This is a genomic window from Bacillus sp. FJAT-27231, assembly GCF_001183975.1.
In the GTDB taxonomy this organism is placed as follows: domain Bacteria; phylum Bacillota; class Bacilli; order Bacillales; family Domibacillaceae; genus Pseudobacillus; species Pseudobacillus wudalianchiensis.
Genome location: NZ_LFZU01000001.1, coordinates 1774204 through 1801011 on the forward strand (window position 1 = coordinate 1774204; position 26808 = coordinate 1801011).

Sequence of the window (26808 nt, forward strand, 5' to 3'; positions counted from 1 at the left end):
TTATATAAGATTAATTAACTTAGGAGGAGTATAAAATGACTCAAAGTATACCGCATGGCGGCAAGTTAGTTCAATTATTTCATCCTGATCTAGATATCTCTGGCATTCAGAAAGAGATTGAATTAGATCAAACAGCTTTAAGTGACCTGGAATTGATTGGTACAGGAGCTTATAGCCCGCTAATCGGTTTCTTGACGAAAGAGGATTATGATTCTGTCGTCTCTAATCTTCGTCTCGCTAATGGGACGGTTTGGAGCTTGCCGATTACGCTGCCTGTAACAGAAGAAAAGGCGGCTGTGCTTGAGGAAGAGGAGAAGGTGTTACTCGTTCACGACGGTCTTCCTTACGGTGTGTTGACGATTAAAGAGATTTATCGGCCGGATCAACAACTAGAAGCCCAAGAAGTATATAAGACAACTGATACGGCTCATCCAGGGGTGAAAAAATTATTAGACCGCGGATCTGTTTATATCGGAGGACCTATTACGTTAATTCGTCGAATTGAACGAAGCCAATTCAGCGAATTCTACTTTGACCCAATCGAGACGAGAGCTATTTTTAAAGAAAAGGGATGGGAGCGAATTGTCGGTTTCCAGACGAGAAACCCGGTTCATCGTGCTCATGAATATATTCAAAAAACAGCACTTGAAATTGTAGATGGTCTTTTGTTAAATCCGCTTGTAGGGGAAACAAAATCGGATGATATTCCAGCAGATGTGCGAATGGAAAGCTATCAAGTGTTATTGAAGGATTATTATCCGAAAGATCGGGTAAAGCTTGCTGTTTTCCCGGCTGCTATGCGTTACGCTGGTCCGAGAGAAGCGGTTTTCCATGCGATCGTCCGTAAAAATTATGGCTGCACGCACTTTATTGTGGGCCGTGACCATGCGGGAGTCGGTGACTACTACGGAACGTATGATGCTCAAAAGATTTTTGATCAGTTCTCTGCGGAAGAGATCGGCATTACATTGCTCTTTTTTGAACACAGCTTTTACTGCAAAAAATGCGAAAGCATGGCCTCAGCTAAAACATGCCCGCATGACAAAGAAGACCATGTGATTCTTTCAGGCACGAAAGTACGGGAAATGCTGCGAGCTGGAGAAGTTCCTCCATCCACATTCAGCCGTAAAGAAGTAATTGACGTATTAATCCGCGGGTTACGAGAGAAAGAAACGGTTCAATAGGAGGAAAGGCGAATGAGCACAAATATCGTTTGGCACGAGCAGGCATTAACAAAGCAAGATCAACGGACAAAAAATAAGCATCATAGCGCAGTTTTCTGGTTTACCGGTCTTTCTGGATCAGGAAAATCAACGGTGGCTAATGCGGCAGCTAAAAGATTACATGATCTTGGCGTGAACACTTATGTTCTAGATGGAGACAATATTCGCCATGGATTGAATAAAGATCTAGGATTTTCGGATGAAGCTCGAAAAGAAAATATCCGCCGAATCGGAGAAGTAGCCAAATTATTCGTTGATAGCGGTCAAATTGTATTTACCGCGTTTATTTCTCCTTTTCAAGAGGATCGGGAAACGGTTCGTCAGCTGCTTGAGAAGGATGAATTTGTTGAAGTGTTTGTCAGCTGCCCATTAGAGGAGTGTGAATCGCGTGATCCAAAAGGGCTTTATCAAAAAGCTCGCGCTGGGCAGATCCCAGAATTCACGGGTATCTCTTCCCCTTATGAAGCCCCGGCTGCGCCAGAATTAGTGTTAGAAACAAATCTTTATTCAGTTGATGAATGCGTCGATCAGCTCATCGACTTTATGAAAAGAAAACAGTGGATTTAGTGAAATAAATGAGTGAAAACAGCGGGCATCTAGTCCGCTGTGCTTTAAAGAAATAAGCGGAGGTGGCCATTATGGCGAAAGTGTGGTTAGTAGGAGCAGGTCCCGGTGATCCAGACTTAATTACAGTGAAAGGCTTAAAGGCTATTAAAGGGGCAGATGTTATTCTTTACGATCGGTTAATCAGCCCAGAGCTTTTAGAATATGCAAAGCCTGAGGCAGAATTGATTTTTTGTGGTAAACTGCCGGACCATCACCACCTACAGCAGGAAACGATTAATTATTTACTCGTTAAGCATGCCAAAAAAGGCAAAAACGTCGTACGGTTAAAAGGTGGCGATCCTTTTGTTTTTGGCCGAGGCGGTGAAGAAGCAGCTTTTCTTGCTGAACACGGAGTTTCTTTTGAAGTGATTCCAGGCATTACTTCTGGAATTGCCGCTCCTGCCTACGCCGGTATTCCTGTTACCCATAGAGAGCACAGTGCCTCTTTTGCCATTGTGACCGGCCACCGACGTGAAGGGGAAAAAGAAGAATTGAAATGGTCAGCCTTGGCCAATGGTATTGATACGTTAGCGATTTATATGGGAGTGAAAAATCTTCCTTATATACAAGGAAAATTAATTTCCCATGGCAAGTCTCCAGAAACGCCGGTTGCCCTTATTCATTGGGGCACGACGAAAGAACAAAGAACCGTGACGGGCACACTTGAAACGATTGTCGATATTGTGAAAGCGGAAGGCATTACGAACCCAAGCATGATCGTTGTTGGGGAAGTTGTCCGGCTTCGAGAACAATTACAATGGTTTGGTGATTGGGAAACAGATGCCGTCTTAGCAGCAGGTGCTGGCCAATGAAAGCCGTTTTGTATATTTGTCACGGCAGCCGCGTGAAAAAAGGACGAGATGAAGCGTTTGCTTTTATCGAACGGGCAAAGCCGTTTATCGATATTCCTATTCAAGAGGCATGCTTTTTGGAGCTCGCTGAACCGACGATTGAACAAGGAGTGTCCCGCTGCGTAGCACAAGGAGCAACAGAAATCATTGTTTTTCCATTTCTTCTGCTTGCTGCCGGGCATGCCAAGAAGGATATCCCGGTGGAGCTAGAGAAAGTACAGTTTGCCTTTCCTTCTGTCGTCTTTCATTATGCAAAGCCGCTTGGTGTCCACGAAGCCATGGTGGATATTTTAGTGGAGCGTATGAAGGAAACGGGACAGCCGATTATGCCAGATGCTTCTGTATTAATTGTCGGGCGCGGAAGCAGTGATCCCCAAACGAAAGAGGACTTCGCTGCGATCCGTGATCTATTTCGTAATAAAACCAAGTTATTAGATGTGAATATTGGATATTTAGCCGCCGCTGCTCCATCATTTAAAGAGGAGTTAGTGAGAATTCACCAGCAAATGCCGGTTCAGCTATGGGTACTGCCTTATCTATTATTCACAGGTATTCTCTCTAAAACAATGGAAAAAGAAATTCGCTCCCTTGATTCCCAAGAATCCATTATTTTAACGAAGTGCCTTGGCTATCATTCATCTATTAGGAACATTATGAAAGAACGTATAAGGGAAGCGGATCCGACAGGAGGACATCATTATGTTTCCCATCATGGTTGATTTAACAGATGAAAAAATTGTAGTGGTTGGCGGCGGGGAAGTGGCCCTTCATAAGATAAATAATTTGCTGCGATTCGGATTACACGTACATGTGGTAAGCCCAGCGATTCATCCGGAAATAGAAAGACTAGCTAGTGAAGGCTTCGTGACGATCCTGCAAAAGCCGGTTGAGGAAGAAGATTACCATGACGCTTTCTTAGTTATGACAGTGACCGATTCAAAAGCCGTAAATGATGAAGTAGCGGGAAGAGCAAAAGCAGCTGGTAAGCTCGTTGTCCATGCTGAACAGCCGGACCTTGGCAACAGTACAATTCCAGCTTCTTTACAAAGAGGCCGCCTCGTCCTTAGCGTTTCAACTGGAGGAGCAAGTCCCACTCTTGCCAAACAAATTAGAAATCAGTTAGAAGAACAATACGATGATTCTTATGAAGATTATCTTGATTTTCTATACGAAGTCAGACAAGTGATCAAAAAAGTAGAGCCGGATCGCGCTGTACGCCGTCATTTGCTGAAAATAGCGGCTGATCCTATCTTTTATAAAGACATTGAAAGAAGAGAAGCGTTTTTACATGAAATTCGGCCATTTGCCCATGTAACAACGCCGTGATGATGAGGAGGGGAGAAGGTTGGAACGATTTGTCATATTAGCACTTGTTGGACTTGCTGCGCAGCTTGTAGACGGGTCGCTTGGAATGGGGTATGGTCTTACATCTACTACACTTTTGCTTTCTGCCGGTATCGCACCAGCCATTGCCTCTGCTTCTGTTCATATGGCAGAAGTTGTGACGACTGCAGCTTCAGGAGTCTCACATATGCGATTTGGAAACGTTGATAAACAAATGGCAAAACGCCTTATTATCCCCGGTTCGATCGGCGCATTTTCAGGAGCGACGTTTTTGAGTCATTTAACGGGTGATTATGTCCGGCTATATGTGTCTATCTTTTTATTTGCATTAGGATTATACATTCTAGCGCGCTTTCTATTTTTAAAAGACGCGCGCAAGCAAGAACATAAGAAATTAACGAATCGTTTTTATTTGCCTCTTGGCTTCGTTGCTGGCTTTTTTGATGCAAGCGGCGGCGGCGGATGGGGGCCGATTGCTACACCAGCCCTGCTGTCACAAAAAGGAGTAGAGGCAAGAAAAGTAATTGGGACGGTTAGCGTCAGTGAATTTGCTGTAGCTTCTTCCGCCACAATCGGATTTATGATTTCTCTTGGCGTCGGAAATATTAACTGGCTTTGGGCAGGAGCCATCATGCTTGGCGGAGTCATCGCTGCGCCAATTGCTGCTTGGATCGTAAAAAGCCTGCCGACAAGAATACTAGCTGTCATCGTAAGCGGTATGCTGATTTTTACAAACGTGCGGTCTATTCTAAGCTACACAACCATTGACCACACTATTCACAACGTGATTTATACAGCTATTGTTATCATCTGGATATACATTGTGTTCCATGTTGCTCAAAGAGAACGCAAATTAAAAGTGGAAACATTGGAATTAAGCTTGCAGAAATCGAGAGAAACATCTTGAGGAAATGTTTATATTGGTCTAGTATCCCTTCTCTAAATCATAGAGAAGGGATTTTTTGCGGATCAATACGTAGCAAGGAATTGAGCATGTTACTAAAACTGTGGTAGTTTTGTTATTCTCGTATAGATAATTGAATTCTGTAACAATATCTATGAGCGTGTTTAATCTTTTAAATTTTGACTTAGATCCATATGTAACGTTTTAGAGGTTAGCTATTTGGATGGCAAGGGGACTTTTTACTTCTTTTCCATAAAACGATACAACTTGGCTAACGATCAGGAGCTTTATTAGGCAGGTTCTTTAGAAGTGCTCTTCCCGAAACAGTCACTGTTATAGAAAAAACAAGATATTAAACGATTTATTGTCATTTTTTAAGTTCGATGAAGTGTTTGTATCAAAATTTAAAATTAAATAACTTTGTCCTCATTCTATATTATCATTTTTACGCTTAAAACCCTTCCTTCATTTTTTAGTCATTTCCTGATCACAGATAGTGTGCTCCCAGGTCATTAGCCCTGTTTTGTTGAAGTTGTTCATTTGGACACATATCCGACATATAAACAATGTATGGTATAGCAGTGGCCGCCCTGACTAATGCTCTTCCTCACTTTGCTCAAAGTCAAGAAGTCACACGATAGGTAATGCCAAAAGAATCTCATTACGTACTAATTTTAAAAAGCTAGTTTGCTAGAAGGCAGGTTTATAAGAATGAGTAGTATGTTTCAAAAAGTTCAAGGATTTTCAAACAAATTTATCGGCTTTTTCATTACAGCAGCCTTTCTGCTATGGATCAAAACCTATGTTGTCCAATTAACGCAATTTGAATTAGGGATAGACGATGCCATGAAGAAGTTTCTGCTGTTTCTAAATCCTTTAGGTTCGTCCTTGCTGTTTTTAGGGCTAGCGTTCTTTTTTAAAGGAAGAAGAAAATATATAGCCCTGTTAATTATAGATGCGCTCTTGTCCGTTCTATTGTTTGCTAATGCTTTGTATTACAGGTCCTTCAATGACTTCATTACACTGCCAACGTTAACTCAAACTGAAAATTTTGGAGATGTAAGCACTAGTGTAGCGTACCTTTTAAAACCATATGACTTTCTATTTTTCATTGACCTTGTCCTTTTAATAGGGGTACTGGCCTTGAAATTGGTAAAGGTCGAGATGAAAGATATGAATCGCTTGAAAGCAAGTACGGTCCTATTGTTAGGGATGGGGATTTCAGGCGTTAACCTGGCGTTAGCAGAGGTGGACCGTCCTGAGTTATTGACAAGGGGATTTGACCGTAAATATATCGTAAAATATTTGGGGATGTACAATTACACTATTTACGATACGGTTCAAAGTACGAGGGCTTCTGCCCAGAGGGTATTGGCTGATAGTGATGACATCACAGAAGTGAACAATTACGTAAAAACAAATTACGCAGAACCAAATCCGAAATATTTTGGCGCGGCTAAAGGAATGAATGTCGTCTATTTGCATCTCGAATCTATTCAAAACTTTTTAATTGATTATAAGTTGCACGGGGAAGAAGTGACGCCATTTTTAAATTCGTTAACAAGGGATAAAAACACCCTTTATTTTGATAACTTTTTCCACCAAACAGCCCAAGGAAAAACGGCGGATGCAGAATTTATGATTGAAAACTCTTTATATGGACTGCCGCAAGGAGCAGCCTTTACAACAAAAGGATTAAACACATACCAGGCAGCTCCGGCTATTCTAGATCAATATGATTATACGTCGGCTGTATTTCACGGAAATTCAGGAAGTTTTTGGAACCGAAATGAGATTTATAAATCGTTTGGCTACGACAACTTTTTCGATTCCAGCTACTATGAAATGAATTCGAAGGATTTGGCGGATTACGGCTTAATGGATAAACCATTTTTTGAACAATCGATGCCTCTGCTAAAATCACTGCCACGGCCATTTTACACGAAATTTATTACGGTAAGCCATCATTATCCGTTCACAATAGCGGACGAAGAGGCAACCATTGCGCCTCATACAACTGGGGATAAATCTGTTGACCGTTATTTCCAAACGGCTCGATATGCGGACGAAGCATTAGAGCAATTTTTCACTGATTTAAAAGAAGCCGGCTTATATGAAAATACGGTGATTGTTATGTACGGTGATCATTATGGCATCTCTGAAAATCATAATAAAGCGATGAAACAAGTGCTAGGAAAAGAAATAACCTCTTTTGAAAGCGCTGGATTACAAAGAGTGCCTCTGTTTATCCATGCACCCGGCATAGAAGGGGAAGTCAGCCATGAATACAGCGGACAAATTGATCTGCTTCCAACTCTTCTCCATTTGCTCGGAATTGATTCAAAAGAATATATCCAATTCGGTACCGATATATTATCCGACAAGCATGATTCGCTGATCCCATTCCGTAATGGCGACTTTGTCAGTCCGGCTGTTACGTCCATTAACGGCAAGTTTTACGATTCGTCCACCGGAGAAAAATTAGAAGAAGCCCGGCTTTCGGAAGCTAAGGAATATCAACAAGAGACAGAGTACAAACTGGGGCTTTCAGATCGGGTCGTGAATGGTGATTTACTAAGATTTTACTCACCGCCAAACTTTACACCTGTAGACAGATCGGAATACGACTATACCAACACTAAAGAAAAAGAAATTGATAAGGAAGAGAAGTAGAAAGAGGCTACCTGTAAATTAATAAATCGCCCCGAGTAGCGGAACTTTAAAAGGTTCTTTATTCGGGGTTTTTGTGTCTGTAAGCTGAAAAGCTATATTTATATTCATTTATCCAAAGTTTCCATGAGCGTTTTCACTTTTATCCTATATTTATTGAGAATGATGTCTGTAAGTTGAATACGTTCGCCTGATCTTGCTTTCAGCCGCCACATTCCAAGAACAGGATAAACAGGATATGAGGCTTTTTACTTTTTCTGCACCTTCAGAGATATCAGTGGTAACGCCAGGTAGACGTTTAAAGCATTGATCGTGAAATTTTCAATTCTTTTCGAAGCTTTGCCTATTTTGATTTTATTGCCACAATCATTCTTCTTTCTATCCTATAAGGTTTTTAAGGTGTGATGGTTGCGATTTATTAGCTAAATCTGTAAATTTTTTATAAAAAGTAATAGTAAGAGGGTTTAAGAGAGAAGGATTGCTTATATTGCCGCATGGAAACTAAAATCACCTGAGTCTTCTATAAGGACTCAGGTGATTAGAAATATTTATATAACGATTAAGGGGGGGCCGAGCCATAAACCAATGTCCAATTTATTTATACGAGGTGAGTGAGAATGATTATTGATAATTGACCGGTTAAAAATTAAACATTTTTTTCTTATTCCAAGTTAGCATGTTTTCCGTACATAGTATGGGAATTTAAACCTTTTTTCTCCATAAATCTCAAAATCACGGCATCATAGAAAAGTAGAAGAGTCTGTTCAAATAAAGAACCCATAGGCTGTATGGTTTGGTATGCGCTTTGTGTCTGATCTTTAGGAGCACCTGGCAATTTAATGGTCACATCTGCTAATTTTCCGATCGTTGATTGAGGAGCAGTTGTAATCGCCGCTATCGTTCCGCCGATACCTTTAGCTTTTTCGACCATGGAAACTAAGCTTTTTGTTTCGCCGGAGCCGGAGCCAACAATTAAAATATCGCCTTCTTCAAAGTTGGCAGTCACGGTTTCTCCCACTACATAAGCATCCAATCCCATATGCATCATCCGCATAGCAAAAGATTTTGCCATAAATCCGGAACGACCTGCACCCGCTACGAAAACTTTTTTAGCTTGATAAATATGATTAACCAGCTTTTCAGCGTCTTCGTTAGCTATTTGGGAAGTCGTATGGCTCAACTCTTTAATGACTTCATTTAAGTATTCGGTCGTTTGCATAGTAATGGTTTCCTTTCTTATGCAAGTGATTCTTGTTTAATTAAGGATTCCATTTTAGCAGCTACAGCCTTTTTATCTTGTTGACCAGTAATTCCGCCGCCAACAATGACAAGGTCAGGCTGTGTTTCAACCACTTCTGACAGTGTATCTAATTTAATACCGCCTGCAATGGCTGTTTTTGCATTTTTTACTACGCGTTTAATTGTTTGTAACTGTTGGAAAGAGTTTTCGCCGGCAGCTTGAAGGTCGTAACCCGTGTGTACACAAATATAGTCAACGCCTAGCGCATCGATTTCTTTCGCACGCTGCTCAAGGTCTTTTACATTGATCATATCAACAAGAATTTGTGTTCCTTGTTTTTTAGCTTCTTCTACTGCACCTTTAATTGTGGCATCATCTGTTGCACCAAGTACGGTAACAATATCCGCACCTGCTTCCGACGCTTTCATTACTTCGTATGCTCCTGCATCCATAATTTTCAAGTCAGCTAATACTTTTAAATTAGGGAAGGCTTGTTTAATTTCTTTTACCGCTCTAAGGCCTTCGTTAATTACCACTGGTGTGCCAATTTCAACGATGTCAATGTGCCCTTCAACTTCTTTTACTACTTCCTTTGCTTGTGGGATGTTTACAAGATCCAATGCTAATTGTAGTTCCATTTCTACTTCACTCCTTAAATATTTTTGGTTAGTGGTGAATCTATAACTTATTCTAGTGGGTATCTTTTTAAAAAAGAAGTACGCACTTTAATATCATATAGTCACCAAAAATATACTAAAGGGGGGAGGAAGCAGTTAATAGCCGAAAAAGATGAGGGTCCTATCAGTCTACTATCAAAAAAACATGTACAAGGTTCCGTACATGTTTTTTGACCACCTAGCCTTATTTACTTTACAGCTTCATTGATTTCTATTCCTAACTCGTCTGCAATGGTTTTTTTATAATGTTTGCCCCATTCATACATAATTTCTAGAATAGGAATCAGGCTCTGGCCTTGTTCCGTCAATGAATATTCTACCTTTGGAGGAACGACAGGATAAACTTCACGATGGACAATCAGGTCTTCTTCCAGTTCGCGAAGTTGATTTACAAGCATTTTTTGTGTAATACCAGGCATGAGAGTTCTCAATTCGTTAAACCGCTTTGTGCCTTCTTTTCCAAGGTGCCACAATATAAGCATTTTCCATTTTCCTCCGATTACAGAAAGGGTTAGCTCTTTTTCACAGTTAAATATTTTGTTGCAAAGATGTCCCATTTTCTTCATCTCCTTAGAGTAATAGTATACTTTTTATAACTATATGTATAAAAAGTGCATACTTACAATTAGATATCTTACAGGCTATACTTGCATTATTACTACTAACTGTTTGAGAACGTAGGGGGTGATACAAATGAGAAAGCGATTCAAGATCGGAATGTTTGCAAAGAAAATGATTGTCGTCTCTTCGGCGTAACTAAAAACTCAGCTGCAAGAAATGCTTCCCCGCTTCATACGTTCCGTTTAAGAAAAACGAACAAACTACTTCCAGCATTGCATTGAACAGTGTGATTGGCCGGTTCTGTTACTTATACTCCATAGAAGGTCTTCAAACAAACTTTTCAAGTTGAAATTTAAGCTGATCTATCTATAACTTTATCAAATTATCTAAATATTTTAAATGTTCATACTAAAAAACTTTTAAAAGGAGGAATTCTAGATGGAAATCGGATTAATTGGATTGGGAAAAATGGGATTGAATTTAGGGCAAAATTTAATCGATCATGACTATGAAATAGTGGCTTTTGATGTCAATCCTGATGCTGTGGAAGAAATGAGAAAATACGGCGCGGAAGCTGCGTCAAATTTACAACATCTCGTTCAATCGTTGGCACAGCCAAGAGTTATTTGGATTATGGTGCCTCACGGAGTTGTTGATTCAGTAATTAATGAAATCACTCCATTTTTATCAGCCGGTGATATTGTCATCGAGGCTGGGAATTCTCATTACAAAGAGTCAATCCATCGTTACAACCAATTAAAGAAATTTGGCGTAAGCTTTATGGATGCAGGAACCTCCGGAGGAATGGCGGGGGCGAGGAATGGAGCATGCTATATGGTAGGCGGAGATCCTGAAGCATGGACTGTGGTCGAGCCTATTTTTCGTGATACTGCTGTGGAGAAAGGTTATCTATATGCAGGAAAAGCGGGCAGCGGCCACTTTTTGAAAATGGTCCATAATGGAATTGAATATGGAATGATGGCTGCAATTGGAGAAGGATTTGAAGTATTGGAGAAAAGTGAGTTTGATTATGATTATGAAAAAGTAGCTAGAGTATGGAATCACGGATCTGTTATTCGTTCATGGCTAATGGAATTAATAGAACATGCTTTTTCCAAGGATGAGAAATTAGAAGACATTAAAGGAATTATGCATTCTTCCGGCGAAGGAAGATGGACAATTGAGACAGCCCTTGATCTTCAGGCAGCTACCCCAGTCATCGCCATGTCCTTGCTAATGCGCTATCGTTCCCTTGAAGATGATACTTTCACGGGTAAAGTAGTAGCGGCTTTGCGTAATGAATTTGGGGGACATGCTGTAGAAAAAAGTGAGAAGGTCACTAGTAATTAAATTATTTATCTAGGAAACAGCCTTTCTATAGATCTTCAAATTAATCACTTTTTTGTTGCCTTTTATTATAAGATTAGGTTAAATGCGATCGCTTATTTAAAATTATTATAAAAAAGTATTGATTATTAATTTGTAACTGTGATAACATTTTTGCAAGGTTAAGTAAAATAACAAAGTAAAGGGTGAGTAAAGTGGAAAAACTTAAAGTAGGAAAGCAGGCTCCTCGTTTTGAGATGGATGCAGTCATGCCTAACAAAGAATTTAGAAAAGTTAGTTTAGAAGGGAATATAAAGAACGGCAAGTGGACCGTGCTATTTTTCTATCCAATGGATTTTACTTTTGTGTGTCCAACTGAGATTACAGCTATTTCTGACCGTTATGACGAATTCGAGGACCTGGATGCTGAGGTTATTGGGGTATCGACGGACACAGTCCATACCCACCTTGCATGGATCAATACAGATCGCAATAATAACGGACTCGGCGGATTAAATTATCCTTTAGCAGCCGATACGAATCATGTTGTTTCTGAAGAATATGGTGTGCTTATTGAAGAAGAAGGCGTTGCGCTGCGTGGATTGTTTATTATTAATCCAGAGGGAGAACTCCTGTACCAGGTTGTATTCCATAACAATATTGGCCGCGATGTTAATGAAACACTGCGTGTTCTTCAAGCGTTACAAACAGGCGGTTTATGCCCGGCAAACTGGAAGCCTGGAGAGAGAACGTTAGTTGTCGGTTAATTACTTATTGCAAACAAGAAAGCTGCCGGTGGAGCTCATATCCGGCAGCCTTTCTATGAACATATAAATTAAGGGGGAAAATCTATGTCTAACGTTGTTGCTGTTAATGAATCTAATTTTGATGAAATCACATCCTCTAATGAAGTAGCGGTTATTAAGTTTGGTGCCCCATGGTGCGGACCTTGCAAAATGATTGCACCAGTTTTAGATAATCTCTCAACAAGCATGGAGAATGTAATGTTTGGAGATGTGAATATTGACGAAAGTGGCGTGCTTGCCCAGAAGTTCAATGTTATGAGCGTTCCGACCATTTTGATTTTTAAAAATGGTTCAGTAGCCAAGCAAAGTTTAGGGTTCTCTCCGGAAGATAAGTTAAAAAACTTAATTTCCAAATATCTCTAATATGAATCAAAATTATTTATTTTCTCGAGATAGGAGATGGATGGAATATGAATGAAAATATTTATGATGTTATCATTATCGGAGCAGGTCCGGGTGGGATGACTGCTGCTGTTTATACTTCAAGAGCAAACTTGAAAACACTGCTGATTGAGCGAGGAGTACCCGGCGGGCAGCTTCAAAATACAGAAGAAATAGAAAATTTTCCGAGCTATGATCATATAGCCGGTCCAGACTTGGCGCAAAATATGTTTGTGCATGCTTTAAAGTTTGGTGCAGAATATGAACAAGATAACGTAAAAGAGATTGTAGATGAAGGCGATGTCAAAATAGTTCACAGCGATAGTCAAACATATAAAGCAAGAGCTGTTATTATAGCTACAGGCACAAAATACAAAAAATTGGGCATCCCTGGTGAGGAAGAATTTTCGGGCCGCGGTGTTTCATGGTGTGCGGTTTGTGATGGTGCCTTTTTTAGAGACAAGGAGCTTGTCGTTGTAGGTGGGGGGGATTCAGCAGTAGAAGAGTCCGTTTTCCTAACGAAGTTTGCTAAAAAAGTGACTGTCCTGCATCGGCGAGACCGCTTTAGAGCCCAGCCTATTTTAGTCGACCGCATGCTCAAAAATGAGAAAATTGATGTTGTTTATAACACAGTAGTAAATGAAATTGTTGGTGAGGGGAAAGTAAACGCTGTTCTTGTGGAAAATATCAAAACGAGCGAAGTGACTACTTTCCCGACAGATGGAGTATTTGAATATATCGGCATGAATCCTGTTTCTGATTTTGTGAGAGATTTACAAATCACAGATGAGGAAGGCTGGATTATTACCGATGATCGAATGAAAACAGCCGTTGCCGGAATTTATGCAATTGGTGATATTAGAAAAGATGCCATTCGCCAAGTTGTCACTGCTACTGGTGATGGATGTGTAGCAGCAATTGAAGTTCAGCACTTTGTAGAGAATTTAAAAGAACAGTTAGCTGGATCACTTTCATAACTGTTTTTCATAGCTGGGCGTGGAGAAATCCATGTCCAGCTAGTTTTTTATATACATAACAATAATGAATGCACCTATTTTGCCCTTTAAAGGCTTTTTAGTTTCTATTGTACTTCATGCACAATAACTGCTTTGACTCCTAAAAAATATTAAGCATGGTCATCCAATTGTTGCTGTTAATTAACCGTTGTAAGATACAGATAACAATTAAATATTCAAAATATTTTTAATTGAAAATTATTTTGAGGTTTATAGGAGGATGATTATGAGCACACATTTTGATGTAATTGTTGTTGGTGCTGGTTCAATGGGAATGGCAGCAGGCTATTATTTAGCAAAGCAAGGAGTTAAAACATTACTAGTTGATTCATTTGATCCACCGCATACAAATGGAAGCCATCATGGCGATACGCGTATTATTCGCCATGCTTATGGTGAAGGAAGAGAGTATGTACCATTCGCGTTAAGAGCGCAGGAACTGTGGTATGAGTTAGAAAATACAACCCATCATAAAATCTTTACAAAAACCGGCGTTCTGGTATTTGGGCCGAAAGGTGAATCCGCTTTCGTAGCAGAAACGATCGAAGCAGCCAAGGAGCATTCATTGACTGTTGATTTACTTGAAGGGGAAGAAATCAATAAACGCTGGCCAGGTGTTGTTGTTCCAGAAAATTATAATGCTATTTTCGAACCAAACTCAGGCGTATTGTTCAGTGAAAATTGTATTCGTGCTTATCGTGAATTAGCAGAAGCGCACGGTGCGAAGGTTTTAACCTATACACCAGTTGAGGATTTTGAAGTTTCACAGGATTTGGTTAAAATCCAAACTGCGAAAGGGTCCTATACAGCAAATAAATTAATCGTCAGTATGGGAGCCTGGAACAGCAAACTTCTCTCGAAGCTAAACATTAATGTTCCATTACAGCCATATCGCCAAGTGGTCGGCTTCTTTGAATCGGATGAATCAAAATACAGCAATGATATTGATTTCCCAGCATTTATGGTTGAAGTGCCAAAAGGCATCTACTATGGATTTCCAAGCTTCGGCGGCTGTGGATTAAAAATAGGCTATCATACTTATGGACAGCAAATTGATCCGGATACGATCAACCGTGAATTTGGTGTTTATCCAGAAGACGAAAACAACCTTCGTGAGTTTCTCAAAGAATATATGCCAGGAGCAAATGGAGAATTAAAAAGAGGCGCTGTTTGCATGTATACAAAAACACCAGATGAACATTTTGTTATAGATTTACATCCTGAATATTCCAATGTAGCAATTGCTGCTGGCTTCTCTGGGCATGGATTTAAATTCTCAAGTGTAGTTGGCGAAACGTTAAGCCAATTAGTTACAACTGGTAAAACGGATCATGATATATCAATTTTCTCACTTAACCGTCCTGCTTTGAAAGGGTCCGTCACGACTAATTAATCAGCCAGCTCCTTTTATTGGGAGCAGGAGAGTAATAGATAAAGCACATTTAAAGTGAAATAGGAGAAAGGAAAGGTGAAAAACATGGTACAAATCACAGATTTAGAAAGAACAAAAATCTTGCAAAATGGCGGGCAAAAGGTAAAGCCGACTTTTTCAAAAGAGGAAATGACCCGGCGCAATACGCTTCTGCGTGAGTATATGGCTAAGCATGATATCGGTGCCGTTGTCTTTACTTCCTATCATAACATTAACTACTACAGCGATTTCTTATACACTTCCTTTAATCGGTCCTATGCTCTCGTTGTGACTCAGGACAAGCATGTCACGGTCAGTGCCAACATTGATGCCGGTATGCCATGGCGGCGCAGCTTTGATGAAAACATTGTATATACAGACTGGAAAAGAGATAACTTCTTGTATGCAGTGAAAAAGGTGTTGACAGAAGCCGGATTCCTTCGCGGCCGGCTCGGAATCGAAGAGGACCACATGACACTCAATATGCGGCGCCAATTAGAAGATGCCCTGCCGACAGCTGTTCTAACAGATGTATCCCAGGCGGTCATGGCTCAGCGGATGATGAAGTCAGAAGAAGAAATTGATTTGATTAAAAACGGAGCCCGCATTGCTGATATTGGCGGCGCCGCTGTGGTGGAAGCGATCCGCGAAGGAGTGCCGGAATATGAAGTAGCGTTACACGGCACAGAGGCGATGGTACGTGAAATTGCCCGCACGTATCCTCATGCCGAGCTAAGAGACACATGGGTGTGGTTCCAATCGGGCATTAACACCGACGGTGCCCACAACTGGGCAACTTCCCGTAAGGTGCAGCGCGGGGATATTTTGAGCCTGAACTGCTTCCCGATGATTGCCGGCTACTATACGGCGCTTGAACGCACGTTATTCCTGGAAGAGGTATCGGACCGCCATTTAGAACTGTGGGAAATCAACTGCAAGGTGCATCGCCGCGGCTTAGAATTAATCAAGCCGGGAGTGAGATGTATGGACATTGCGGCTGAATTAAATGACATTTACCGCGAGCATAATCTGCTGGCGAACCGGACATTCGGCTATGGCCATTCGTTCGGCGTGCTCAGCCATTATTACGGCCGTGAAGCGGGCTTGGAGCTGCGTGAAGATATTGAAACAGTGCTGAAACCAGGCATGGTTATTTCCATGGAGCCGATGATTATGATTCCGGAAGGAGAGCCGGGAGCAGGGGGATACCGTGAGCATGATATTCTTGTCATCACTGAAAATGGTGCAGAAAACATCACCAAGTTCCCATTTGGCCCGGAATATAACATCATTAAGCGATAAGTTGAAAAAACCTTCTAGGATCAGCGTTGAGAAGAACAAAAACACTTTTTTAAATCTTCGATCTGAAAATATAATATAAAAAATTATTTTAGAGGTGGAAAAAATGAGTGAAAAAGTAATAGCAAAAAAAGAAGTAAAACTTTTATGTGAAAAGCCAGGTATCCAATTAATTAAGGCTGGGACTTACAATTTGAATGAATTGAGTGAACTGAGAGGAACACCTGAATTAAAAGGACAAATACTCGACTTGCCTTTAACAGATAAAAAAGAAGTATTAACGCTTGGCTACTTTGCTTTACAGCCTTCTGTAGATTATTCGGCGGAGTTTGATTTTACAGAAGTGAAAATAGTGACAAAAGGAAAAATGGTCGTCCGTGATGTAGAGGGGAATAAGTATGTAGGAGAGGTTGGCGATGTGTTGATTTTCTCTCCAAAAACAACAGTGATTTTTGATGGAGAGAGCGACGGGGAAGCCGTATATTTTAAAAATGTCCCGGCTAATCCTTCTTATTTATAAGGCGGTTATTGAAAATTTTATATCATACCCTATGGCAAAGGTAGCGAAAAAGGCTAATGGGAGGTTAGCCTGAAAATGAATAAAGAGTGAATGATTGTTATAGGAGAGTGTGAATACTTACCACCAGAGGAGCAAGCTTCCGAATGCCCTCTGGAGCTAATCTTACGGGTAGATGAACGGCAACAGACACACTTCTGAAGAGTACGTTAACAAACGACACCAACAGGGAAGACTCTGTTAACGAAGGAGTTAAACTCTCAGGCAAAAGGATAGAGAAGGGTATACAAGGCTATGTTACCCTTTTCTGTCCCTTTTCGCATGTGAAAAAACGAGATAGTCGCCTTTAAGAAACAAGAAATTGAACATGTATCCATCGCTGATGAAGCAATGGGGTTATTTGTTATGTTAACAGCCAAACAATATGCAGAAAGGAGTACCTAATGGAATTTCAAAGCTGTTTTGACATTATTGGTCCTATCATGGTAGGACCGTCCAGTTCTCATACGGCAGGTGTTGTGTCAATTGGCCGTTTTGCCTACGAGCTTTTAGGCGGTTCTCCGGGGGAGGCACATATTATTTTTTATGATTCCTTTGCAGAAACTTATCAAGGACACGGAACGGATAAAGCTTTGCTTGGCGGTCTGCTCGGCATGGATATCGATGACCCGCAAATCAAGCACGCCATTAAGCTGGCGAATGAGCATGAGCTTACTTATATATTTGAACTGGAGGACCGCTGTCTTTATTTTGACCATCCTAATACAACAGTGTTAACCGTGCGGCGCGGCAGCCAGGTGGTGCGTGTAGGAGGGGCTTCCCTTGGCGGCGGGTTATCAAAGATAGTCATGATCAATGGCAATGTAGTAGATATCCGTTTAAGTACAACGGATAATTTCTCTGCAATTGCAGCAGGTTATCACGAACAGCGGGCGTTAGAATTACTTGTGGGAGATGTATGATGGACGTTCAATTAATAAAGCAACTATTAGAATTTCGCAGGCGGGAGAAGCGAAAATATGCTGAGAATGAAAGAAAAAAGACGGGAAGGGATCGAGCAACGAGCATCAGCATGGTGGAAGAGCGCCTAATCAAAATGAAAGAAGCAGTCGATAGTGGTTTAATAGATGCTTCTGCTGTCCTGAGCGGCATTTCGGCGGGGATGCAGCGAAATAAGTAATGAGGTAAAAAAACGACAATCACTAACGAAGAGTTATATAAGCCATGCAACAGCTTTTTCAATGGCAAGATCTAAAAACAATGCGTGAATGGGGGGATTGTTGCTGCCCTAACTGCCGAAGCGACTGAGATTTTGCCGGGAGGATTGTTTTCGCTTTATAAAAATGATGGAACTGCTTTTAAAGAGTTAGTAATGAGTCTGTTTACTGTAAGTATGCTCGGCTCCGTCATTGCTAATCGTCCGTTTATTCTGGAGCAGCAAGAGGATGCCAGGCAGAAGTCAGCTCCGCTACAGCCATGGCTGCGAGAATGATTGTTGAATTTAAAGGGAGGGACACTTCAGCAAGGTATTCATGCAACAGCCATGACCTTGGAAACTCTTCTTAGTTTGGTTTGTGATCCTGTTACTGGACTCGTTGAAGTAACGTGCATCAAGCGAAATTCCATTGTGTTCGTTGTTGCCAAGAACAATTAGGGAAACGGCGCTTGGCGGTCTGGCTATAAAGGAAATGGGTCAAAGGGGAGAAGTCGTTTTGCAGAAAGTTGTAATTGGGGTGGTGCAATGAGGACAGAAACGACATTAAAGCGAACACCGCTTTTTAATATGTATATAAAATATGGGGCAAAAACTGTTGCCTTCGGGGGCTGGGAGCTTCCTGTACAGTTTTCAAGTATTTTAGAAGAGCATGCGGCCGTCCGAAAGGAAGAGGGGCTTTTCGATGTTTCTCATATGGGGGAAGTGTTGATAGAAGGAAAGGACGCAGAAAGCTATATTAATTATCTTGTCACGAATGATGTAACGAAAATGAAAAAGAACGGGGTACAGTATACAGCCATGTGTTATCCGGACGGCGGCACAATTGATGATTTGCTAGTGTATAAGCTTAATAATGACAAGTATTTACTTGTCATTAATGCTGCAAACATTGAAAAAGATATGGAATGGATGAGACTGCATATCGAAGGAGATGTAAAAATTGAGGATATATCAAATGAGATGGCTCAACTAGCTATTCAAGGTCCGAAAGCTGAACAGATTCTGCAAAAGCGCACTCGTGCTAATTTATCGGAAATCGGCTTTCTTCAATTTGCTCAGCATGTGAGCATAGCTGGTATACCGGATGTGCTCGTTTCCCGAACAGGCTATACAGGAGAAGACGGGTTTGAACTTTACTTAGCAGCTAGTAAAGCGGAAGAGCTGTGGGAAAAGCTGTTGGACACGGGAAAAGAAGCTGGTTTAAAGCCATGCGGACTTGGGGCGCGTGATATTCTAAGATTTGAGGCATGCCTCGCTTTGTATGGGCAGGAGCTTACAAATGAAATCAGCCCGCTTGAGGCCGGAATAGGCTTTGCGGTAAAAATAAACAAAGAAAGCCAATTTATCGGAAAAACAGCTTTATCCGCTCAAAAAGGAACAGGCTTAAAAAGAAAACTGACAGGCATTGAAGTAACCGGACGTGGCATTCCTCGTTATGGCTACAGGGTATTTTCTGGAGAAAAAGATATTGGCTTAATTACTTCGGGAATGCGTTCCCCATCTCTGCAAAAAAATTTGGGTCTGGCGCTTTTATCTCCAAAGTATACAGATCCAGGGACAGAGCTGCAGGTGGAAATTCGCAACAAAAAGGTGGATGCCGTTGTAATCAACACACCATTCTACAAGCGGGGTTAGAAAGAAGTTGTCTTTGGGAGGAACATTCATAAGGAAGGGAAGGAAGAACGGTGACAAAAGTAACTGCAAGCTTATTATATAGCGAGGATCATGAGTGGGTACAAAAGCTGGAGGGAAATCGTGTACGAATTGGCATCTCTGACTATGCTCAAGATCAATTGGGCGATATTGTTTTTGTAGAGCATGCAGAAGTAAATGATCAGGTAACGGCTAACGAAGCAATGGGTACCATTGAATCGGTTAAAACAGCTTCTGAGCTCTATTCTCCGGTATCAGGTACGATCGTGAACGTCAATGAAGCATTAGAACATGCACCGGAGATCATTAACGAGGAGCCATATGAAGCCGGCTGGTTGATTGAAGTAGAAATGTCTAATCCTGCAGAATTAGATGAGCTGTTAAGTGAGAGCGAGTACCAGAACTTTGTAAGCGAGGGAGAGGAATAAAACGACCATCACTTATCGTTATTTCTCGGATATAAAATAAGACAGAGAGAAAATGATCGGGTATTTAATTGCTTCACAAAACCTGAATACTAACCAATACTCTGCGTTTCTAATTATAGATAAATGTTAAGAGAGCGGTTAAACGATTAAAGCCACAATTTTTTGTGGCTTTTTTATGTAAAACTTCGCCAAAATGCTCGCAGCTGGCAGACCGGGAAGAGGGGATTTGTGTGTTGAGTTGTCCTGTCCTGTCCGATAACAAGATGACCCTCTTGATAGTAAGAAAGCTTCGTTTTTTTATTGTAAAATAGTTCTTTTACAGCAAGGAATAGTGGTCTTTCTTTAAAAATGAAATAAAGGAATGAACAACAGGGGACTTTTCGGCTTTATTCCAGGCAACTCCGATTTTGCATGTAGTAAAGCTCTTTTTCAGCTGTAAATAAACAATTTCATCATTTTTTACGAACTGAATGGACGATGGGAGCAAGGCAACGCCTATACCGGAAGCGACAAACGATAAGGCTGTATGCAGTTCTCTCGCTTCCTGTGTTTTTTTAGGACTGAACCCGGCATGCTGGCAAAGGCTGATTATAGCATCATAATAACTTTGCCCCTCATTTCTCGGAGTCATAATAAAATGCTCGTTGGCGAGGCAAGCGACATCCACAGGTTCTGTTTGGGACGCTAATGGATGAGTTTTCGGCAAGGCAACAATAAATGGTTCTTCACGTAGCATTTCTGCATGCACAGCTGCACTTTCAATCGGCATATTTAGTAATCCGGCATGAATCGTATTTTCCTGAAGTGCTTCGAGTTGTTCAGTTGTTGTCATTTGCCTCAATACAATATCTATTTTAGGATACTTTTCTTGGTAAGAGCGGAGCAGTATCGGAAGCGGATCAAAAGCCATCGATCCTGTAAAGGCAATAATTAATTGGCCGGCTTCCCCGCGGTCAATACTTTTTGCTTCCTCGCATGCAAGGTGTACACGGTTTAAAATTTCATATGTTCTTTTTAAAAAAGCTTCCCCTGCTTTTGTTAATTCGACACGCTGCTTTGTTCGTGAAAGCAAGAGAACATCTAATTCAGCTTCCAGATGTTTAATTTGCTGGCTTAAAGGCGGCTGGGCCATTTGCAGCCGCTGTGCTGCCCTGCCAAAGTGAAGTTCTTCCGCCACGGCAGCAAAGTATTTTAAATGCCGTAATTCCATGTGTATACCTCCTGATATTTTTTAAGTATTAGTTGGTAAAGAAAGAGATATTAGAAATATTTGGTGAGTAGTTGTATGATTATTTTAACAAAAATTCGAAAGGGTGTGAATATTCAGAAATATACCATTGCAGGGCTCTTTCATTCTTATACTAAGCTTGAAGCTTTCCGTTATATCTGAAAGAGCACTAAAATGATATTTATTTTTTATGAAGAAGCCATCCGCTTTTGCTGTTTTATACAACTACTGAGGCTCCAATTACTAATCAGTCTTTCACCGTACAAGCCGGCCGTGAATATGGCAGGAAAACTAATTTAGGAGTGTGGAAAATGGAAACGTTATTGTCTACTGGAGTACGCCAAAAAGTAAGAAATTATATGCAGGAGCATCGTGAAGAACTAGTGAAGGGTCTGCAAAAATTAGTTCAGATTCCTAGTGAAACCGGGTATGAAGGGCCAGTTCAAGAACATATTAAGCAAATTATGCTTGGATTAGGAATGGCGGTCGATACATTTGTAGCCGATGCAGAAAAGGTGAGACAGCATCCGGAATATACGGAGTCGGAGGTAGAACGCCTAGTTGGATTCGAAGGCCGCCCTAATGTGATCGGAAAATGGGCCGGCTCTGACAAGGAGAAATCACTGCTGTTATTTACTCACGTAGATACGGTGCCAGTAGGAGATCTAGTGCACTGGAATTACCCGCCGCACGATGGATTGATTGAAAACGGATTAATGTATGGACGAGGAACAGCGGATAATAAAGGCGGCTTCGGCTCGATTCTTGCCGCATTAGAAGTGATTAAAGGGCTGGGGCTGAAGCCAAAAGGGAACATTACAGCCATCTCAGTTGTCGATGAGGAAGTGGGCGGGGCCGGTGGTGCAGTGGCCATGACCCAATACCTCGAGGAGCAGAACTTTAAAGCCGACGCTTGCATTTATCCACATCCGCTTACGACTGGAGCGGGACCGCAAATTGCCTGTGCAGGAGGATTAATTTTTAAAATCCGGGTAACTGGCGTGGCGGCTCACAATTTAAACGGACAAGTGGGAATCAATGCAATCGGCAAGGCCATGAAAATCTATGATGCTTTGATTGAACTGGACAATGAGCGGGTGAAGACAGTCAGCTATGCGCCATTTGAGAGATATTTTGCTGCTTCGGGCATGCAGGTCCGCTCAAGCAATTTAACACCGGCGATGATTAATGCCGGCGAATGGGCTTATAAAGTACCAGCTGAATGCGAGCTGACAGGAACGATTGGCTATCCGCCAAATGAAACGCTTGAAGAAGTAAAATCGCAAATTGAGAAAGCGGTGAAGCGGGTAGCTGACCAAGATCCATGGCTCACTGAGAATCCGCCAGAGATTACTTATGAATGGCATACGAGCCCGGCTGAAATAAGCCCTGACCATCCGTTTGTGCAGATGGTAAAGTCAAATATTGATGAAGTCGTCGGACGAAAAACAGAAATCTTTGGAATGCCCACATTCAGCGATATTCGTTTCCCGCTTATTTATATGAATACTCCTGCGATCATTTATGGCCCGAAAGGCGGAAACCTTCATGGCGCAGATGAATGGGTCAATGTACAGGATTGGCTAGATTGTGTTGAAACGAATGTTTTAAATATTTTAGAGTGGTCAGGCTTTGAAGAAGGAAAAAATTAACGAATCTAAAATCTATTCTTATCATGTAACTAAAAGAGTTTTTTAACAGGCGAAGACTTCACTCCAAACAGCTGAATATATGCGGTAAAGGAGTGAAGTCATTGCAATTAAAGTAACAGTCACCTATCCTTTCAAAATTAACCTTGTAAATTTTTATTGTTTCCTCTTTGTACCAGATGATTGTTTTCAGGTTTCTTTGTACCGTAAAACAACATGGCTCCAAAATCCAACAAATGAATACCAACTATCCTGTCATAAACATTCTAACCTGAGTTTTGAAAATAGTGAGTAATTCCTCTTCAGAAGAGCAAAAGACAACAAGTGATTCCGCACATGTTAAATTTTTAGACAGATTGTAAGCGCTTAATGATAGAAAACCACTTTTAAGTGAGTGAATGTTTCCTTTAATATAAAGTTAAAAGGAGTTGTCTATGAATCTATCTAATCTTCAGGAAGAGCGAGTAAGCTCTCTTAGCAATCGAGATTTGCTGCCGGTGCCGCCGACAGAGCGAACATGGAAAACACAAAATTTTGCTTCTATGTGGATGGGGGTCATTAACAATATTCCAACCTATGCAACAATTGGAGGGCTCGTTGTTTTAGGCTTTTCACCGTGGCAGGTGATTGGAATTATTTTTACTGCCTCACTTATCCTCTATGTGGCTTTAACATTAAACGGCCATGCAGGATCGAAATATGGGATCCCATTTCCTGTGCTGATCAGAACTTCATATGGAATATTAGGAGCCAACATTCCCGCATTATTGCGCGGGGTCGTAGCCATTATGTGGCTGGGCATACAAGCCTACGCAGGGAGCGCGGCATTTAATATAGCGTTTACACTGCTATGGCCAGGATGGGCTGAACTTGGCGGAGGGTGGACATTCTTAGGGATCGGGTTGCCGGGATTGTTTTCTTTTTTACTGTTTTGGTCACTGCATTTTCTAGTGCTAAAGAGAGGTATGGAATCACTCAAGAAATTTCAGGGGTTTACAGGTCCTCTAGTATATATAGTGTTAGCCGGCCTGCTCTGGTGGGCAATAGATACGGCGGGGGGAGTTAAACCAATCTTTATGCAGCCTGGAAAGTATGAAACATTTGGAGAAGCATTCTTTCCTTTTATCAGCGCGGTAGCGGGTATCATCGGTATCTGGTCAACACTGATTTTGAATATACCGGACTTTACCCGTTTTTCGCGATCGCAGACAGACCAAATAAAAGGGCAGTTATACGGACTCCCTGTAACCTTTACGATTTTTACATTCGTTACGGTCGCGGCAACAGCTGCCACAACGGTTGCTTTCGGAAAGCCGATAGGAGACATTATTTTGCTTTTGCAGCAGTTTGACAGGCCGATTGTTATTGTAATCGCGGCTTTGATTCTCTCGGCAGCAACAATTACGGTCAACGTTATTGCCAATCTTGTTTCGCCTGCATACGATCTGGCAAACTTATTTCCAAAATGGATTAACTTTAAGCGGGGTTTTTACATTACCATGATGGCTGCTCTCTTTACATTCCCGTGGAAGCTAATGGAGAATGCAGACGCTATCTTTACCCTTCTTAATTTGATTGGCGGCGCATTAGGCCCGATTGCCGGTGTAATGATCGCCGATTATTATATCATTCGCAAGCGCGAGCTTAATGTAAATGATATTTATTCTTTGAACGGAGAGTACACCTACTTTAAAGGCTACAATTATCGGGCGTTTGCCGCTACTTTGTTTGGGGCCGCCGTTGCTTTAATCGGTGTGTTTGTTCCTTCTTTAAGAGAACTATACGACATTTCGTGGTTCTTAGGAGTGGTTCTTTCCTTTGCCAGTTATATTGGTTTGATGCGTCTTCATCCCCCCGCGTCGGCAACGAGGGAAAAAGGAGAGATAGAATGCGAAGCAGGAAACGATGCGATCAGCTCAAAACATTCATCTGGAGCTTAATAGCAGGCATAAGCAAACCGGCAAGGCTTTATTGGCAAGCTTGTCTTTCAAAGCGAACAATAATAGACAACCTTTTAAATGCGTAGCTAAAGAATTAGATCGTAAAATAAACTAAAAATTCTATCAATATTTACATTATAAGTCATTATATTCGTTAAAACAAGCAGAGTGGCTGTTGAAATAGGAGGAACTATGATGAATATTGGATCTCGGATTGAAAGAATCCCTGACAACAAGTATAACAGGAAGCTATTGGTTATTAGCGGTTTTGGAAATACATTCGATTCTATGGATATTGCTATGGTTGCTTTTGTCCTGCCATCAGTTATCGGATTATGGAGTTTATCGTCTGAGCAAGCGGGGTTATTAGGCAGTTCAGTTCTTATCGGTTATTTCTTTGGCGCTCTTCTTTCCGGATATTTAGGCGACAAGATTGGACGAAAGAAAGTAATTATGTATACGCTTGTTATTTATTCTCTTGCTACTTTGGCTAGCGCGTTTGCGGGACAGTGGGAACACTTTTTCTGGCTCCGTATTATAGCCGGCTTCGGTACAGGCGGTGAAAGCGCTATTCTTGCTCCTTACCTATCAGAACTAATTGCGAGCAAATATAGAGGCAAGTATATTGGAGCATTGACAGGCTTCCACTCCTTTGGGTACGTAGCAGCAGCTGTACTTGCATACTTCATTATTCCAATGTCTGATAATGGCTGGCGGATTGCCATCTTTGTTACAGCATTGCCTATCTTTCTAGTCATTTATTGGAGAAGAGTGCTGCCTGAATCACCAAGGTGGCTGGCATCAGTGGGAAGGCTTGAAGAGGCGCAACAAGAAATGAAGAAGATGGAGAGCAGTATTGAAAAGGCGTTAGGAGAAAAATTACCGGAACCTGCGGAAACAGCAGCAAACTCAATCATTCAGCAAAAAGGCAGCTTCTTTGCTCTATGGAAAAGAGCATTTGTTAAGAAGACAATTATGCTATGGATTCTTTGGTTTTCGGTGATCTTTTCTTATTATGGCTTCTTTACCTGGCTGCCAACTTTACTCTATAATGAAGGTTTTGAAATTTCCAAATCTTTTGCATTCTCAATCATTATTTATTTGGCACAAATACCAGGATATTTCTCGGCAGCTCTTCTAAATGATATTATCGGCCGGAAAAAAGTGATTGTCACTTATTTGGGGCTCGCCTCAGTTTCAGCGTTCTGTTTAAGCCAGGCAGATGCATCAACAGCGATTCTGATCACAGGTTTTTTTACATCGTTATTTATGGTGGGGGCTATGGCTGGAATGTATACGTATACCCCGGAGCAATACCCGACTATTATCCGCTCCACAGGCACCGGTTCAGCTTCCGCTTTTGGAAGGATTGGGGGACTACTAGCTCCAATTTATATTGGCTTTATGTATCCCATCTTAGGATTTATCGGCGTTTTCTTGATGACGACCGGTGTTTTATTTATCGGCATGGTCTCGACATTACTGCTAGGCAATGAAACGAAATCAAGGCCGTTAGATGAAGTGGCTGACAGCGCTGATATGACAGTAGAAGATCCCGTCGACAGCTCATCTGAGAGAAAGATAAATTGAAATATAAATAAAAAAGATTGCTTTAACAAGGCGGCTGATAGATTAACAGTTTGTCAGCCGGCTGTTTTCATAAACAAAAGCTATATTCTTGAAAGGGGTGATGGAGCGTCCAGGAATATTGGCCGCGGGAAAGATTAGATACATCTACGAGAATGCAAGAAAGAGAGAGTCAGGATTCTTGCGTAGAGCAGCTAAGGTCTTCTTTTGCTGACTACTTTCTTTCTGTTTTCAAAAAGTGAGGAGATATTTTTTTCACGGAAAAGATGAAAACA

General features: G+C 41.3%; 27 protein-coding genes and 1 pseudogene. 24 read left to right on the forward strand and 4 right to left on the reverse strand.

What is annotated here, in order from left to right:
- Window positions 1-35 precede the first annotated feature (35 nt).
- The 7 genes from sat to AC623_RS08380 all read left to right on the forward strand — a co-directional run bounded on the left by sat (window position 36) and on the right by AC623_RS08380 (window position 7601).
- On the forward strand, window positions 36-1184 hold the full coding sequence (gene sat, locus AC623_RS08350) for a sulfate adenylyltransferase (protein ID WP_049662026.1): 1149 nt from the start codon (window positions 36-38) through the stop codon (window positions 1182-1184).
- Window positions 1185-1196: 12 nt separating this feature from the next.
- A complete protein-coding gene (cysC, locus tag AC623_RS08355) occupies window positions 1197-1790 on the forward strand; it encodes an adenylyl-sulfate kinase (protein WP_049662027.1) in 594 nt (197 codons plus the stop codon).
- Between the two features lie 71 nt (window positions 1791-1861).
- Window positions 1862-2641: a uroporphyrinogen-III C-methyltransferase gene (gene cobA, locus AC623_RS08360; protein WP_049662028.1), complete on the forward strand. Its 780-nt coding sequence runs from the start codon at window positions 1862-1864 to the stop codon at window positions 2639-2641.
- Window positions 2638-3399, forward strand: coding sequence for a sirohydrochlorin chelatase (locus tag AC623_RS08365; RefSeq protein WP_049662029.1), 762 nt, complete (start codon window positions 2638-2640; stop codon window positions 3397-3399). Before cobA ends, AC623_RS08365 begins: the two co-directional genes overlap by 4 nt.
- Window positions 3380-4006, forward strand: a complete 627-nt coding sequence (locus tag AC623_RS08370) for an NAD(P)-dependent oxidoreductase (RefSeq protein WP_049662030.1) — start codon at window positions 3380-3382, stop codon at window positions 4004-4006. The genes AC623_RS08365 and AC623_RS08370 overlap by 20 nt, the downstream gene beginning before the upstream one ends.
- Window positions 4007-4025: 19 nt before the next feature.
- On the forward strand, window positions 4026-4931 hold the full coding sequence (locus AC623_RS08375) for a sulfite exporter TauE/SafE family protein (RefSeq protein WP_049662031.1): 906 nt from the start codon (window positions 4026-4028) through the stop codon (window positions 4929-4931).
- Between the two features lie 708 nt (window positions 4932-5639).
- Window positions 5640-7601: an LTA synthase family protein gene (locus AC623_RS08380; RefSeq protein WP_197090954.1), complete on the forward strand. Its 1962-nt coding sequence runs from the start codon at window positions 5640-5642 to the stop codon at window positions 7599-7601.
- A 658-nt stretch (window positions 7602-8259) separates the two neighbouring features.
- Here the strand turns inward: AC623_RS08380 and hxlB are convergent.
- The 3 genes from hxlB to AC623_RS08395 form a co-directional block, all read right to left on the reverse strand.
- Window positions 8260-8817 (reverse strand): 6-phospho-3-hexuloisomerase, encoded by a 558-nt coding sequence (hxlB, locus tag AC623_RS08385; RefSeq protein WP_049662032.1) that lies wholly within the window; start codon window positions 8815-8817, stop codon window positions 8260-8262.
- 17 nt (window positions 8818-8834) lie between these two features.
- A complete protein-coding gene (hxlA, locus tag AC623_RS08390; protein ID WP_049662033.1) occupies window positions 8835-9476 on the reverse strand; it encodes a 3-hexulose-6-phosphate synthase in 642 nt (213 codons plus the stop codon).
- A gap of 227 nt (window positions 9477-9703) precedes the next feature.
- A complete protein-coding gene (locus AC623_RS08395) occupies window positions 9704-10072 on the reverse strand; it encodes a winged helix-turn-helix transcriptional regulator (protein ID WP_049662034.1) in 369 nt (122 codons plus the stop codon).
- A gap of 442 nt (window positions 10073-10514) precedes the next feature.
- Here AC623_RS08395 and gnd point away from each other — a divergent pair, with 442 nt between their 5' ends.
- The 14 genes and pseudogenes from gnd (at window position 10515) to gcvH (ending at window position 20129) form a co-directional block, all read left to right on the forward strand.
- Window positions 10515-11426, forward strand: coding sequence for a phosphogluconate dehydrogenase (NAD(+)-dependent, decarboxylating) (gene gnd, locus AC623_RS08400; protein ID WP_049662035.1), 912 nt, complete (start codon window positions 10515-10517; stop codon window positions 11424-11426).
- A gap of 191 nt (window positions 11427-11617) precedes the next feature.
- Window positions 11618-12169 (forward strand): peroxiredoxin, encoded by a 552-nt coding sequence (locus AC623_RS08405; RefSeq protein WP_049662036.1) that lies wholly within the window; start codon window positions 11618-11620, stop codon window positions 12167-12169.
- Between the two features lie 84 nt (window positions 12170-12253).
- Entirely contained in the window at window positions 12254-12571 is a 318-nt protein-coding gene (gene trxA / locus AC623_RS08410; protein WP_049662037.1) for a thioredoxin, read from the forward strand.
- Between the two features lie 47 nt (window positions 12572-12618).
- Window positions 12619-13566: a thioredoxin-disulfide reductase gene (gene trxB, locus AC623_RS08415; RefSeq protein WP_049662038.1), complete on the forward strand. Its 948-nt coding sequence runs from the start codon at window positions 12619-12621 to the stop codon at window positions 13564-13566.
- A gap of 265 nt (window positions 13567-13831) precedes the next feature.
- On the forward strand, window positions 13832-14998 hold the full coding sequence (gene solA, locus AC623_RS08420; protein WP_049662039.1) for an N-methyl-L-tryptophan oxidase: 1167 nt from the start codon (window positions 13832-13834) through the stop codon (window positions 14996-14998).
- Between the two features lie 84 nt (window positions 14999-15082).
- On the forward strand, window positions 15083-16318 hold the full coding sequence (locus AC623_RS08425) for a M24 family metallopeptidase (protein WP_049666411.1): 1236 nt from the start codon (window positions 15083-15085) through the stop codon (window positions 16316-16318).
- A gap of 103 nt (window positions 16319-16421) precedes the next feature.
- On the forward strand, window positions 16422-16835 hold the full coding sequence (locus AC623_RS08430; protein ID WP_049662040.1) for a hypothetical protein: 414 nt from the start codon (window positions 16422-16424) through the stop codon (window positions 16833-16835).
- 440 nt (window positions 16836-17275) lie between these two features.
- Window positions 17276-17794, forward strand: coding sequence for a serine dehydratase beta chain (locus tag AC623_RS08435; RefSeq protein WP_049662041.1), 519 nt, complete (start codon window positions 17276-17278; stop codon window positions 17792-17794).
- Window positions 17794-18012, forward strand: coding sequence for a hypothetical protein (locus AC623_RS21405; RefSeq protein WP_049662042.1), 219 nt, complete (start codon window positions 17794-17796; stop codon window positions 18010-18012). Before AC623_RS08435 ends, AC623_RS21405 begins: the two co-directional genes overlap by 1 nt.
- Window positions 18013-18096: 84 nt before the next feature.
- Complete coding sequence (locus AC623_RS21410; protein ID WP_049662043.1) at window positions 18097-18324, forward strand: hypothetical protein; 228 nt, start codon at window positions 18097-18099, stop codon at window positions 18322-18324.
- A pseudogene (locus tag AC623_RS22275) lies at window positions 18291-18398 on the forward strand (hypothetical protein); the annotation flags it as partial. The gene AC623_RS21410 and the pseudogene AC623_RS22275, both read left to right, overlap by 34 nt.
- Entirely contained in the window at window positions 18376-18486 is a 111-nt protein-coding gene (locus tag AC623_RS22280) for an L-serine ammonia-lyase, iron-sulfur-dependent, subunit alpha (RefSeq protein WP_442853565.1), read from the forward strand. The pseudogene AC623_RS22275 and the gene AC623_RS22280, both read left to right, overlap by 23 nt.
- 87 nt (window positions 18487-18573) lie before the next feature.
- On the forward strand, window positions 18574-19683 hold the full coding sequence (gcvT, locus tag AC623_RS08450) for a glycine cleavage system aminomethyltransferase GcvT (protein WP_049662044.1): 1110 nt from the start codon (window positions 18574-18576) through the stop codon (window positions 19681-19683).
- Between the two features lie 50 nt (window positions 19684-19733).
- Window positions 19734-20129 carry a glycine cleavage system protein GcvH gene (gene gcvH / locus AC623_RS08455; protein WP_049662045.1) on the forward strand — a complete coding sequence of 132 codons (396 nt, stop codon included), beginning with the start codon at window positions 19734-19736 and terminating at the stop codon, window positions 20127-20129.
- A 316-nt stretch (window positions 20130-20445) separates the two neighbouring features.
- Here the strand turns inward: gcvH and AC623_RS08460 are convergent, their stop codons facing one another.
- Window positions 20446-21339, reverse strand: coding sequence for a LysR family transcriptional regulator (locus AC623_RS08460; RefSeq protein WP_049662046.1), 894 nt, complete (start codon window positions 21337-21339; stop codon window positions 20446-20448).
- A 329-nt stretch (window positions 21340-21668) separates the two neighbouring features.
- Here AC623_RS08460 and AC623_RS08465 point away from each other — a divergent pair, with 329 nt between their 5' ends.
- The 3 genes from AC623_RS08465 to AC623_RS08475 all read left to right on the forward strand — a co-directional run bounded on the left by AC623_RS08465 (window position 21669) and on the right by AC623_RS08475 (window position 26536).
- Window positions 21669-23009: an ArgE/DapE family deacylase gene (locus AC623_RS08465; protein WP_049662047.1), complete on the forward strand. Its 1341-nt coding sequence runs from the start codon at window positions 21669-21671 to the stop codon at window positions 23007-23009.
- A 431-nt stretch (window positions 23010-23440) separates the two neighbouring features.
- On the forward strand, window positions 23441-24946 hold the full coding sequence (locus tag AC623_RS08470) for an NCS1 family nucleobase:cation symporter-1 (protein WP_049662048.1): 1506 nt from the start codon (window positions 23441-23443) through the stop codon (window positions 24944-24946).
- A gap of 195 nt (window positions 24947-25141) precedes the next feature.
- Window positions 25142-26536 carry an MFS transporter gene (locus AC623_RS08475; RefSeq protein WP_197090956.1) on the forward strand — a complete coding sequence of 465 codons (1395 nt, stop codon included), beginning with the start codon at window positions 25142-25144 and terminating at the stop codon, window positions 26534-26536.
- The last annotated feature ends 272 nt before the right edge of the window (window positions 26537-26808 follow it).